Origin of the sequence: Pedobacter cryoconitis (assembly GCF_001590605.1) — a bacterium.
Taxonomy (GTDB): Bacteria; Bacteroidota; Bacteroidia; order Sphingobacteriales; family Sphingobacteriaceae; genus Pedobacter; species Pedobacter cryoconitis_A.
Genome location: NZ_CP014504.1, coordinates 1,907,412 through 1,921,793, shown reverse-complemented (window position 1 = coordinate 1,921,793; position 14,382 = coordinate 1,907,412). Strand labels below are relative to the sequence as shown.

The window sequence follows — 14,382 nt, the reverse complement described above, 5'->3', positions numbered from 1 at the left end:
CTGTTTTTGTTAGTATTTATATTTGTACTTGATATTGAAATTATAGGATAAGAGTTGAATCGTATGACAGGTGTTGAAATTACAGGATAGGTGTTGAAATCTCGTTACACATCTTGAAATTCTATGGCAGCTATTGATCGGGTATTAATTGATAGATGCACTTCTATTTTGAATAAACACCAATCTTAAATTGATCTGCAGAAGCAGGAGCAGGGCCCGCCCAGGAAAGATTAAGCTTTCCCAGATCGGTGTATTCAGGTTTCACCTGGTAGATATGACTCCCTAAAACCCGCTGATAAAATGATTCCACTTTTCCGGATTCGTAGAAATTGCAATGGTCAACACTAATATTGTCCCATCTGTATTCCTGGAAGAAGATCGCTCTGCCTCCCTGACCAGAATAAGAAAAATTACTATTGAGGATGGAAACCTGTTGTGCGCCAACTAATTTAACTGCCGATCCCTGTTCTCTGTTTTCTACTTCATTAAAAGTACAATGATCAATTTTTACGAATGGGCCCAACGTACTTTCATCATTTCCGCCACGGTAAATATTAATTGCGGTACCCATCAGATTGGTAAAGACACAGTTAGTGATTAATGTATATTCTGCATTATAAATTCCTTTATCTTCTTTTTCTGCCGAAAGGTTAATGCCACTACCCGAAATATGATGAAAGACAGAGTTTTTGACAATCAGACTATCCGCAAGTGTACTCTTTGAACCCGAAAAACCATTGTTTGAGCTCTCATTATAGTCATAAAATTCACAATTATCTATCGTCAGTTTATACGGTTGATTCATTGGTTTATCGGTAGACCTGATCCCTGCCTCCGCATTGGCGTAACTTTCATAATTACCTTTGAATGCGATACCTTTGACAGTCAGCTCACTACCATTTTCTAAAGTAATAAATGCAGGCAGTGATTTGAAGGATGCATTTACAAAAACAGGCCTGTTTTTTAAACCTTTTGCAGCCATCAGAATCAATGTTTTATCAATGATCAGTTCTTCTTTTAATGGATAGAAACCAGTATCAGTTAATACAATTGTATCACCTGCCAACGCTTCTTTAAGTGTTGCGGCCAGTGATGAACTCTGAGTAGCTTTTAAGAAAGTACTTTTTGGTTTTCTCCATGCTTTCCTGATTTCAGGATGATACCAGGAAGCGCCCGTTTTTTTCGGACCAATAACGTTTAGTTTTTTGAGCTCAGCGCCGTATAATTTGCTATATGGCAGTTCAATATCCTCGATCTTGTACGGATTTGTTTTTGTCTTAACGAAGCCATTGGGTACTTTTCCCTGGTAAGTGTCAATCAATCCATTCTCAGAAAAGACAATTCCCTGATCATTATTTGCATCTGTATAAATCTCTTCTCTTGAAGTAGCGATCAGATTCTTCCTGAACTGAACATTTTCTGGTGCTAATGTTCTTTCGGCATCTTTGCCAGCACCAAACAGAATATTTGAACAATCCACAAAAGTATTTCGTTCAATCCACGCATCCTTCACCTGATAGTATCGATTGATTAAAGAATTCGGAACGCCATTCAGTACAGAAAGGGGAGCTCTGAAATTCGTGCCCTGTAATTGATAAAAGACATTATTAAAGACCTTCTGACGCGGATTAATCACTCTCACTCCACCAGTAAATGGTTTGTTATTCCCCAGAAAGAAATTCCCTTCTACTAGATTATCTGACCCATGTCTCAATACCAGCCCGCCTTCACACTCAAAAAAAGTATTAAAGCATACCCGGTTCTCACCAGATTTAATGGATACGATTTCTACTTCTCCATTACAACGCTCAAATAAATTATGCGCAATTGTTGTTCTGGAGGCTGTTAAGGAATAACGTGATACACCAATCCTGATAGTTTCACCTCCATTTGCACCCAGCCGGGATCTGCCTTTGAAGTAATTACTATCTATCAAATGCTCATTTTTCTGACTGCGTTCATCATTAAGTTCCGCAATGATCACAGGGCCAAGGTTTAACTTGTCAACAAAAGTAGAATGATCTATCCGGTTGTTTTTTCCATAAAATGTAACCCAGGTATCAGACCTGAACTTTTCTGGCTGACTATAATTTTCAATCACAACGCCTGTAACTCTGCAATGGTTGGCTAATAGTGCTTCACTGGTTTTAAAAGAGATAATTTCTCTTTTGGGCGTATATCCATTTTTGAAATGTAAATCTTTGATGACCAGGTATTCACCACTCAATTGTAAATAAGACTGTCCGGTAAAAACAGCTCCTCCAGGCGTTTCGGGCATGATCATGATAGGCTGCGCTGCTGTACCTTTTCCATGGAGCTGTAGCGCAGCATTCGGCCATTCTTTATCTTTTAATAATATAACATCACCTGGTCTGGCTTTTGAAACAGCTGCCTTTAATTCCTGAGGATTGTTAACGGTTATAGAATTTTCAGCTCTGTTAGTGTTGCCAGCCATCATAGCGCTGTTAATCACCATAGGCTTGTTATCAAATACAAGGTGGAAAGAGAAAGGATCCTTGTAGAAAGAGCTGTTAATTACCTTGGACTTGTCAAATAATATAGATTTTGTATAACCTTTTAAACTGCAAATGATGAATAAGGATAAGATTAGATTTTTCATAAGCTATTTAGATACGAGTATGTCAAACTTAATTGTTGAAACAGCAACTGGACTCCCGATAACTACACTTTTTGCACTTAACAATTGATTGGTAAAAGTTCCATCAGCTTTCGGCACACGAATCCAAATCAAATAAGCAGCAGTTGTATTAAAAATATTCGCTGCCTGGTTTGTAGTTGCTGCATCGAATTTGGCGGTACTGCTTCCTGGTACTGGAATTCCTTCAAAGAATTGATCATCCAGTGCAGTAATCGTATTCGCACTGTAAGCCGCATAAATTCTTTCGGTATCTGGAGATCCCGGAATTAATACACGAAACTTAGTTGCTTTAAGACTTCTAGGATCAGGTTCCCAAACTTGCGTATTACACTTGTAATTTTTGGTAATCGTTGTTGCACTTGCCGGACTATATAAACTAAATACAGCTGCAGTAGTACAGTAAGTTACAAAATCGACTCTTTGCTCTTGGCCACCTACATTGCAGCTACCCAGTAAAGTACCTGTTTTACCGTTAAAAAAACTGCTTGCCGACGGTGCTGATGCTGTTCCATGTGCCATCATTGCCTGGTCTTTATACAAGACATATGATTTAACAGGAATATGAATCAAAGCCTCGGCCTTTAACCCGAAACTATCAGTAATTACTATTTTGATTTTACTGGCGTTCTTGCGGTAAGTATATGGATAACTTAGCGCATATGTTTTTTCATTTTTAGTCAGGATGAGCTGGTCTGCCTTTTCAAAAGTACCTTTGTAATCATCGTAGAACTCAATCAGCTTTAATCCATTCTCTGAATTCGCTTTCCCTTGAATCAAAACTTTACCCATTTCATCAGGGAGTGCACTTACCGGGATACCAGTCAATGTGGGCAAAGGAGGGGAGAAAGCAGTCATTTTTATCAATCCTTCAAAAGAAGAATTGTCAATATGTTTAACCATTACCCTGATACCTGTAACCTTCGTCAGTTTCGCAGCAGAGAAACTTTTGGTAGGAATGGAGAAATGATAAAGGTTCCTGCTTTCCTGTGTTGGGGTATCCCGGTAAATCAAAGAATCTGTTTTATCGCTCCGCATCAGATAAAAATAGATCAGTCTGATCCCGATTGTGGAATTCAATTCTCCGTTTAATACTGTATCAGGGCCGGTCTGACCAATTGCTGTATTGAAAGTAAACTCTTTTGCGGTGAGTACATCTGGCTTATCAGTTGCAGCATTTTTATCCTTTTTGCAACTGTTCAGTAAGATAAAACTTATCACCATTATGACTATTGAATAAAGGTTCTTCATCCTTAATATATATTAATAACCAGGGTTTTGAGTGATTTTGAGCTGATCATTTGCATCTAGCTCACGCTGCGGGATAGGCAACAGTAATTTTTCAGGCGTCAGGTTAGCTTGTAATTCAGGTAGCGTAAAGGCTGGTCTGTAATTTTTATAGTGCGAATCAAACTCCACAGCAAAGTGATTTTTAATCACAGTGATGGCCTGTTCAGTCCTCACCAAATCAAAGAAACGCTGGTTCTCAAAGGCAAATTCCAACCTTCTTTCATTTAATAAAGCAGTTAAGAATTGAGTTTGATTGGTAATTGCATTTGGATTTGACGGATCTGCAGGGTATTTATAAAAACCAGTTTTAAAATCTCCTGAAGTATAATCAGTTGCGCCAGCTCTTGACCTAACCTGATTAATTAATTCAAGGCTTGTGTTTCCAAAACCCAGCGCTTCAGCTTTCATTAATAACACATCTGTATACCTTAGTACAGGGAAATCGTTTTCCGCATCAAACTTCACCAAAACAGGCGAGATGAATTTCTTTACATAAAGCTTGGCTGAATATTTAGCCATAGTCACCGCCTTACGGCTGTCAACCGCCCCCGAAGCAGGAGTTTTATAAGTTAAATCCAGGTCATTTGTTGGGAAATTATAACCGCTTCCATCTCCGTTCACGACTGTACTACCACTTGAAGTCGGTGCGAAATTATTAGCCATTAGGTTACCCAGCCCCAAACCGCCTGCTTTAAATCTGACTGCAAACAAAATTTCCTTGTTCATCTCATTGTTAATAGAGAATACATCTGAAAAAGAAGGCAGCAAACCATAGCCGCTGTTATTGATTACTTCTTCGAGCAAAGGCAAAGCCTCAGCTCCGCGGTGTAATGTCAAATATACTTTTGCCAATAAGGCTCTGGCAGCCCAGGTATTAGCTCTGCCCACATCAGCACTGGTAGAAGGAATGAAGGCCGTTTGTGGCAACAGGCTTTTTGCTGCTAAAAGATCAGCTTCAATCATTTGATAACATTCGGCGAGCGGAACTCTGTTGATTTGCTTGGACTGCTCAGGATCTACTGGATCAGTCACTAAAAATACGCCTCCATATAACCTGACCAGATTGAAATAGTGATAAGCACGTAAAAACAAAGCTTCACCTGCCAGCTGATTTCTTTGCTCAGGAGTCATTTTTGCTATTCCTTCTCCTACGGTAGTTTTTCCGGCCGCATAAACAACCCCGAGACTTTTCAATACGTAGTTAATAGACCTGATGTTTTTATAAGTTACCAGCCAATATTGATAAACCTTATCATGAGAAGAATTTAAAGTGAACATATCCAGGTCATTGAACTCAAAATTAATAGCAGCCGAGCTGTTCGCTACGCCTTGTTTAGAATTATCGGTACGTAAATCAGTCAGCATCCATTCAAATTCCAATGGTTTCTGCATCCCATTATAACTTCCCGTTAAAGCTGTTTTAGTCTGGTCGTATGTTTTGTAAAAACTATCTACCCCAACATTAGAGATAGGATCGATATCGATGACTTTTTTGCAGGATACTATGCTTAAACACAGTACTAAACCTGCAGTTATACAGTGGAGATTTCTCATCTTATGTCTTTTTAAATTAAAAATTAACATCTATACCAAAAGTGAAAGTGCGTGAAATTGGAAAAGCACCACGCTGATACCCGTCTACCAAAGGGGAAGAATATTGTGATGACGTTGTCCTGGCCTCTGGGTTTATACCCCGGTATGAGCTTCCGGTCAGGTAGAATAAATTATCAGCAGAGCTGTAAACCCTGACACTGCTTACACCGAGTTTTTTAATCAGCTTACCAGGAATCGTATAACCCAGAATTATGTTTCTTAAAGCCGCATAAGAGCCACTTTCAATCACGTAATCCGTGAGCAGCCAGTTTTCGCCATTCGTATAATAAGGTGTTTTTCCATCACCTGGATGTGCAGCACTAACCCATCTGTTCTGGTTGAATTTCTCATTATATCTCCTGGATTCGTTGTAGTTGGCATCTCCATTGATAAGCTGGCCACCCTGTACACCCTGAATCATAATATTCAAATCAAAGCCTTTATATTTAAATGAATTGTTGATTCCCCAGGTAAAATCTGGAAAAGGACTTCCAATGGTCGTCCGGTCGTTCACATCAATTTTACCATCCCCATTTACATCTACAAACTTCAGACCTCCCGGTGCATAATATTTAGAAAGGGTAGAGGTCTGTCCTGCGGCTTTGGCTGCATCAATTTGTGCCTGTGAGGTCCATATGCCATCAGTTTTATAACCAAAAAACTGAATAGCCGGTTGCCCGACAATAGCCGCATAGATTTCATTCCGCTCTCCGTAATTATATTGAAAAGGTTCTCCGCCAAGCTCCAGTAAACGATTTCTGTTAGCTGAAAAGTTAAGCGAAGTAGACCATTGAAAATGATCAGTTTTGATATTTACAGAATTGAATTCAACTTCAATACCCTGGTTTTTAACTTTGCCTGAGTTATCAAAATACTCAAAAGAGCCACTGAAAGATTGAGTAGATCTTTTGTAAAGCAATTTATCCGTATTGGAATTGTAATACTCAATGGTCAGCCCAAAGCGGTCTTTCATAAAGCCAAGGTCTAAACCTGTGTTGAATTCAAAAGTACGTTCCCAGGTAATGTTTGGATTTGCCAGTACATCTGAGTTCGGTGATAAACCAAGGTTTACAGAACCTGTACCACCTCCAAAAGAATAATTGCCTGGATATAAAAGGTTTTGAAACGCGAAACTCTGGATCTTGTTATTTCCGGTTGCGCCATAACTTGCCCGGAGTTTCATGTTGCTGATCCAGGAAACATCCTTCATGAAATCTTCTTTTCCGATGCCCCAGCCCGCTGAAATTGCAGGAAAAGTACCCTGTTTTTTTCCTTCTGCAAAATAAGAACTACCATCCATCCTGAAACTGGCGGCCAGTAAGTACTTGTTCTTATAATCATAAGTTAAACGTCCGAGGTAAGATACCAGACCAATCTGGTCTTTGAGTGTATTGGTCAAAGCCTGATCAATCTGACCAGCCTGGTTCAAAGTTTCAAAAGTCTCTGTAGGGAAATTCCTTCCCACCATATTGCTTTCTTTTATCTTGGTTTGTTGTGTTGTAAAGCCTAATAAACCTGTAAAACTATGGTTACCCCTGGTCACATTATAATTCAGGGTATTTTCCAGCAAAAGATCCATATAGCTTCTTGTGTAAAGCGTAGCTTCATTCACATCACCATCTTTTCTTGCATTTGATCTGGTCAGCGTTGTATTTTCTTGCTGCGAATAATAACCACCAACAGAACTTTTGAAGATCAGGTTTGGCAGGAATTTAATGCTGATATCACCACCACCTAACATCCGGTAAGTCTGCTGATCGCGTGTTTCTCTTGCCGCAATGGATAGCGGAGTATTGTTACTTGTGGCAAACGGTTCTACAGGGCCAGCACTGATCCAGTTACTGCCATCAGGCATTGTTCCGGAATATTGCAACCCATTGAAATGTCTGGCTTGTACAAATTCACCAGGAATAATACTTGCCCAGGCTGCATTCTGACCGACATAAGCTGCGGTAAAGTCACTGTGGTTAACCGGAAGAAAAGAGCCAAAGCGGAAATAATCTGTGAAATTTACAGCAGGTCTTTGTGTCTTTACATAAGAGGGATTGAAGTTAATACTAAAACTGACTTTCTTACTCAGTGTACCATCCAGTTTGGTCTTCAGGTTAAACTTACTGTTGTCACTATATTTTAATACCGCTTCATCTTTCTGGCCACTTGCCGATACATAATATCTCAGGTCTTTTTTACCACCAGAAATACTGAGTTGGATATTGGAAATAGCTGCGTTTTGCAGGGCTTCCTGCTGCCAATCTGTAGGGCCTCCGCTAATTTCGTTTTCAATTACATAAGCTGCTCTTTCCGGATCAGTAATCAAGTTCTTCATGTTTGCCGGAACTGTAGGATCATCCGCACGCAATGCAGCTTCCGCATAAAGCAATTTGGTATAATCAGTAATACTGATGATCGGATTCAGTTTATAAGGCTTTTTAAAACCATAATAACTTTTCAAAGTATATCTTGGCTTATCAGAACCTCCGCTCTTGGTTGTGATCAGGATAACTCCATTAGCTGCTCTGGAACCATAAATAGCACCAGAGGCCGCATCTTTAAGGACTTCAATACTTTCTACATCCTGAGGATCCACAAAAGATAATCCATCAGGTACAGGATAGCCATCCACCACTACCAGAGGCTGGGAACCTGCACTAATTGAACTAAACCCACGGACACGGACAGTGGGGGCAGCACCAGCTTCAGAACTGACATTTTGTATCGTTACCCCCGCAATTTTACCAATCAGGGCATTGTCTAAACGTGCAGTAGGAATCTCATCCAGGTTCTCGTTTTTCAACTTGCTTACTGCACCTGTAACAGAAGATTTCTTTTGCGTACCATAACCGATCACAACCACCTCATTCATTGTATTGGGGATTTCTTTTAAAGTGATGGTAATTGTTTCTGCCTGTTTCACTGCAAAAGCTTGTGGTTCATAGCCCATGTAGTTAATCAACAGTAGTTTTCCCGGTTCGGCTTTAATTTTAAACTCTCCCTTGTTGTCGGTGACTACGCCCTGTTTAGTGTCTTTGAGGATAATCGAGGCGCCTGGCAGAGCTTCCCCTTTCTGATCCTTCACAGTACCCTGAATGGATACTTTTGTCTGAGAATAGGCCGGTTTTAAATATAAAAAACACGACAATATCATGACTAGTAAACCTTTAAAGTAAACTTTTGAATTCATAATAATTTATATTTGGTTATAGGTTGTACCTGCTTCGTAAAATCTCCTTTACCGCAGGAAACAGCTTGTTTTGCTCAGGTCAGCTGCTAGTTTTTTTACTGCAGGAGACCGGAGTCTTCTGCAGTAGTGGTGAATCAGGAGAAATTCAAGCCACCGTTAATGTCAATATTGGTACCCGTTATATAACTGGCTTGATCAGAAGCTAAATAAACGACCAGATCAGCTACTTCGGTTGCTTTTCCCTCTCTTTTCAATAAAGTTGAATTGGCTACATTAGTCCGCACTTCGGGTTTAGTGAAAGTATCATGAAAAGCAGTCGCAATCATTCCTGGTAAAACAGCATTCACGCGGATATTTTTCGGGCCTAGTTCTTTAGCTAAAGCACGTGTATAAGTCATGACGCCGCCTTTAGCTGTAGCATAAGCACTTGCGCCGGGACCACCGCCATCTCTGCCTGCTAAAGAAGAAAGGTTTATAATTGAGGCACCAGAGCCCATAAATGGAATTGTTGCTTTACTAACCAGGTATACACTTTTTAGATTCAAGTCCATCACTGCATCCCAAAAATCTTCTTCCAGTTCTGGTGTTGGTTTTCTGGCCACCATTCCGCCAGCTACATTGACCAGGATATGAATTTCTTCTCCAAAAGCTTTTCTGGTCTGCTCAATTAATGCAGAAACCTCTGCAGATTTAGTAACATCACCTTTGACAATGATTCCTTCTCCACCTTCTGATTGAATTAGTTTTAAGGTTTCCTCAGCATTAGCCAGGTTATCGAAATAATTGATCACTACCTTCGCACCTTCACGGGCAAGCTGGCAGGAAACTGCTCTGCCAATATCTCTTGATCCACCGGTAACTACGGCTACTTTGTTTTTTAATCTCATCTGATTTGTTTATGAATGAATGGTTCTTTTTGAAGTAATATATTTAATGCAGATCCAGGTAATTGGTACCAGCACTGCTGCCAGCACGAAAAAGGATACATAACTTGTTTTAGTCATTACAGGAACTAACCAGGTGGTTAAAAGTGTCCCCACTACAGCCGCTGTACCACCCATTCCCGCTACAGTCCCTACGTTTTTACCGTTGAAATAATCACTGGGTAAAGTTTGCAGGTTTCCGATCAGAAACTGGAAACCGAATAGGGTCAGACCTATCAGTACCATCGCCAAACCCGGTTCTGCTTTCAGGTCATCCAGCTTATAGACAATAGCAAGTAAAGACAGCAGCATGAATACACAGCCTATGGCTACTGAATTCTTTCTTGCTTTTACCGCATTCACCCCTTTTTTAACCTGCCAGGAAGAATGATAGCCGCCAAGCAAACTACCGATTGCTGCAAATAAATAGGGGAGCCAGGTAAAAGCACCAATTTGTTTGATGTCAAAAAGGAACTGTTCTTTTAAAAAGGTTGGCAGCCAGGTTACAAATAGCCACCATACCGGATCAATAAAGAACCTCGCCATAATGATACCCCATGTATTTCTGAATTTTAACAATTCCTTCCAGCTGAGAACAGGAGCTTCATCCACCTGGGTTTGCGCTTCGGTATTTACGTCCAGAATGTAGTTTCTTTCCTTCTCAGTGAGCCATGGATGTTTATCAGGGGTTGCCTTATTGATAATCAGCCATGGAATTACCCAGATCAGTCCCAGCCCTGCGATAAATACAAAAGTCATTTTCCAGCCAAATACGATGTACAAAAAAGCAATGGCCGGAGCTGATATAACTGAGCCTAAAGAGGCACCTGCGCCAAAGATCCCCTGTGCAATAGCTCTTTCTTTGACCGGAAACCATTCTGCATTACTTTTTGTAGCACCAGGCCAGTTTCCAGCTTCTGAAAACCCCAGCATAAAGCGAAAGATATTAAAGGACAATAAGGATTTAGCGAACGAATGTAAAGCTATAGAAACGCTCCAGCCAATAATGGAAATAGTCATTCCCAATCTTGTACCCACTGCATCCATTAGCTTTCCCGTAAAAGTTTGTCCCAACGCATAGGCAATCATGAAGAATGTCGTAATCAGGGCAAGCGCATTTTTATTGTCTGCTGTGGTAATGCCGAATTCTTTGTAAATATAAGGCCACATAATATTGATGGCACTTCTGTCTATGTAATTGATCACTGTTGCCAGCGAAATCAATGCGATAATGTACCACCTTAGTCCTTTTATCTTCATGAGGTTATATTTGGTTTTTGTTGATTAATTTGCCTGAAAGCAGGTACTGTTATAAGCCCAAACCTTTCAGAAATTCCATGATCTTTGCATTGACCATCGAATTATCTGCTGGCTGAAACTTACCATGTAAGCCACCTTTTACAGTGACAAATTCATTTCTAACCCCCAGTTCATCCAGCCTGGCTTTTAAAGCCACAGACTGTTCATAGGGTACAATCGGGTCGGCATCGCCGTGCACTATAAAGACCGGCGGGCTCGTCTTTTTGACCTGGAACACGGGGGAAACAGTTTTAGCAAATTCCTGATCCAATGCTTTAGCTCCTAACCAGCTAGTCGCAGATTTACTGGTCTTTAATTTTCCGTAACCCCAGTCCCAGACATCGGTAATCCCATATTTATCAATAATCGCTGCTACCTTGATTTTTTCAGTGCCTTTACATTTCCCATCAAAAGAGTTGTCATTTTCCAGCAGTCCGCCCATCAGTGCAAGATGACCACCAGCTGAAGCGCCCATAATGACGATTTTATTCACATCAATATGTAGCTGCTGTGCATGGTTGATTAAATAAATCAATGCACACCTGGTATCTTCTACTGCAGCAGGAGCAGTGGCTTTAGCAGTAAGGCGATATTCAATATTAGCCACGGCATATCCCTTTTTAAAGAAAGCGCTAAAACCACTTTGAGATTCTTTCGTTCCTTTATTCCAGCCACCACCATGAATGTTGATGACCAGTGGGGTAGGTGAACCCTGAACTGGCGGGAGGTATAAGTCCAGTTTACCATCCCAGTCGCCCACCTGCGTATAAACTACATTGAGCTGTTCACTGAATCCAGCAGGATAACTCACTTTTTTAACTTGAGTTGTATCTTGTGCCACTGCAAGATGGGTTGTCCATAGCAGACCGGCAATCAGTATAATTCTTTTCATCCTAAACCTTTTAAGCTTATAAAAAATCTTCGCGGTGTGGAGAGAATACATCTATCAATACACCTTCTTCCAGACAAACGCAACCGTGCATTTCGTGTGGAGGCGCATAAAAACCGTCACCCTTTTTAAGAATCTTTTTCTCTTCACCAATACTCATTTCAAAGACCCCGCTGTCTACATAAGTGACCTGTGCATGGTGATGCTGATGTAATTGACCAATTGCTTCTGCCTCAAATTTTGCTTTAACAAGCATAATCTGATCATTGTAACCAAAAACCTGTCTTTTAACTCCATTTCCGAGATCCTGCCAAGGTGTTTCTTCTTCTATTTGAAATAAATTGCTCTGTAACATATTGATTAGTTTACTTTTATAAAGTTTTCTTTGTTTTTGAAGTTGATCTGGTAGTGATATAGTTTTCCTTTCACTTTAAAGGAAACTGAAATCTGTTCCGGCCCTGCGGTGATGATTTTTAAATCACTTACACTACTTGAAGATCCAGAAGTGGTTTCGTCTACTGTGTTTGTACTGCCATGTGTCTCAGTCACTGTAAAAAACGTTTGCGTTTTACTGCCTGTTGAAGAAAGCATAAAAGCCTTGCTCTCCAATAAATTCTGATCTGGATCATGAGCACCAAGCGTTAGCAATTTCAGGTTTACAGGTGACTGTGCCGCGAAATTAACCGTATAAAAACGTTTATTATTTAGCAATGTCAGGTAACCTGTCTGCTCAGGAACGGCCTGCTCGGCATTTAACCAGATATGCTGGTAACCGTATTGCGTGCCCAAAGTTTTAAGCTGATCCGCAAAAGATTTGAGCTGTAGAGAAGAATCTGTCAAGTGCCCTTTATACCAAAAAGGAAGGTCATATTGATGGGCTTTATCTGCATCAACTCTGAAAACATCGATCATTAAAGACTTTTGGAGCTCTTCTACTTTGAGCAAAGCTGTAGTTCTTGTCATTTTTACCCCCGGATAAGCATTGTTTTCTGCCGCGCTGATTACCTTCAGGTCCTGATCGTCTTTGAAGTAAAGAATTTCAGCAGCAGTTTGCTGTGCACGATCCGCATTCCCTTTAAAATTTGAAGTTTCATCTACTGTCAGCGTATTGTGTGCAATAGTTTGCTTAGCCCATGACTTATTTTCTGGCAGGTAGTCACCACCTTTTTTAGATTCTATGTTAATGAAACGTGCAGAACCATAATCCGGGAATACTTCCACATTATTATCATCGTACAATAAGTTAAGCCTGTCAAAATGCCCATGGCCCATACCCTGAGAAGTGGCTTTAATTAAAACAGCTTGCTGGTCCTCATTTGTTCCTGCCCGTAAAATTCCAATACCACCATCTTTACCAGTTGCACCGTCAGTAATTAATAGGGTCTTATAAACAAACGGTTTGGTTTTTCCTGCAGCCACATCAGCAGCAATTTTTAACCCGGCATCAGAAATAATAACCTGGCCTTGTTTCTGGACTATATCCAGTAATTCTGGTTGTGATTTAATATCCGCATAAGCAATATCAACGCCGTAAACCAGTTCGGCAGATTCATAGGTTTTTCCTTTTACCGCGTCGTTAAATGGAAAGAATGTACCATCTGTATAGGTGAGCTGAAGGGAAGTTTCAATGGCTTTAGCTAATAATTGCTTACGGTATTGAAAGATTTTAAGTGCGGGCTGATAATTGTTAATCGTTTTTGCAAATATCAAAAAAGGCAGAAGCGCATAACGCTGATAATAAGGTCCTTCTGTGTAATACCCGTCTGGTGAAAACAATTGGTCAATCTGAGCAAGGTATCCCGCCTTACCATCCTTAGCTGTTCCTTTTAGCGCCATTTCTACATATTCAGGCTTGTTGATCACATAACCGGTCATTCCTACAGCTGCAACTGCCCAGGTGGCATGGTTATGGATTTTATTAAATGTTTCCGCACAATCTTCCGTGAAGAATTTAACTGCTGGTACAAATAAGCCCTTTTCTATTTGCTGACGTTGAGCTGGTGCAATTGCCTCATAAACCAGATCATACCCTTGTATGGTATAAACTTGCCAGACAAAATCATTCAAACTCTGCCAGAAGATCCTGCCACCCTGATGACCTTCTTTCCTTTTAGGGTGAAGCGGCCATTTTTGATACTCGGAAGCATATTTTAAAAGTAATGCTTCTACATAGGCTGCATATTTTTTGTCCCCGGACATTTGATAAGCAATTCCGCAATTCAAGATGTTGAGGTAATTCTTTTTATGTTGCTCATGAGTTGCACCACCTCCTGCATCTTTAGGAACAGGTACGTTAACCGGCTCTTTAATGGCTTTGTCGGCCTCTGATTTGATCTTCTTATAAGATTTACCGAGCAGGGGATAAGTTGAAATCCCTTTCCTCAGCGCCCCTATATTATCTTTGGTCAGCATGATAGAAGGATGCTGTTGCGCATAAGCAGAGAGTCCAAAAATCAGGCAAATTAATCCCATTACCAACTTTTTCAAGTAGTTCATCATATCATTATGAATAATAAATTTTAAGGCTTATGCCATTTTTCTGAGCGTAGTT

General features: G+C 40.3%; 9 protein-coding genes. All 9 read right to left on the bottom strand.

Annotated features, from left to right (window positions below; genetic code table 11):
* Positions 1-163: 163 nt before the first annotated feature.
* The gene (locus tag AY601_RS08175) at positions 164-2,620 is read right to left on the bottom strand and encodes a chondroitinase-B domain-containing protein (protein WP_068399032.1); all 2,457 of its coding nucleotides are present in this window, start codon (positions 2,618-2,620) and stop codon (positions 164-166) included.
* A gap of 3 nt (positions 2,621-2,623) precedes the next feature.
* Positions 2,624-3,907 carry a hypothetical protein gene (locus tag AY601_RS08170; RefSeq protein ID WP_157287787.1) on the bottom strand — a complete coding sequence of 428 codons (1,284 nt, stop codon included), beginning with the start codon at positions 3,905-3,907 and terminating at the stop codon, positions 2,624-2,626.
* Positions 3,908-3,919: 12 nt separating this feature from the next.
* Positions 3,920-5,500: a RagB/SusD family nutrient uptake outer membrane protein gene (locus tag AY601_RS08165; protein WP_068407321.1), complete on the bottom strand. Its 1,581-nt coding sequence runs from the start codon at positions 5,498-5,500 to the stop codon at positions 3,920-3,922.
* Positions 5,501-5,516: 16 nt separating this feature from the next.
* A complete protein-coding gene (locus AY601_RS08160) occupies positions 5,517-8,720 on the bottom strand; it encodes a SusC/RagA family TonB-linked outer membrane protein (protein WP_068399026.1) in 3,204 nt (1,067 codons plus the stop codon).
* A gap of 134 nt (positions 8,721-8,854) precedes the next feature.
* The gene (locus AY601_RS08155; protein WP_068399024.1) at positions 8,855-9,607 is read right to left on the bottom strand and encodes an SDR family NAD(P)-dependent oxidoreductase; all 753 of its coding nucleotides are present in this window, start codon (positions 9,605-9,607) and stop codon (positions 8,855-8,857) included.
* Between the two features lie 9 nt (positions 9,608-9,616).
* A complete protein-coding gene (locus AY601_RS08150) occupies positions 9,617-10,903 on the bottom strand; it encodes an MFS transporter (RefSeq protein ID WP_068399020.1) in 1,287 nt (428 codons plus the stop codon).
* 49 nt (positions 10,904-10,952) lie between these two features.
* Entirely contained in the window at positions 10,953-11,834 is an 882-nt protein-coding gene (locus tag AY601_RS08145; RefSeq protein ID WP_068399017.1) for an alpha/beta hydrolase, read from the bottom strand.
* Positions 11,835-11,850: 16 nt separating this feature from the next.
* A complete protein-coding gene (locus AY601_RS08140; protein ID WP_068399014.1) occupies positions 11,851-12,186 on the bottom strand; it encodes a cupin domain-containing protein in 336 nt (111 codons plus the stop codon).
* Positions 12,187-12,191: 5 nt separating this feature from the next.
* On the bottom strand, positions 12,192-14,330 hold the full coding sequence (locus tag AY601_RS08135; RefSeq protein ID WP_232324720.1) for a heparinase II/III domain-containing protein: 2,139 nt from the start codon (positions 14,328-14,330) through the stop codon (positions 12,192-12,194).
* Positions 14,331-14,382 lie beyond the last annotated feature (52 nt).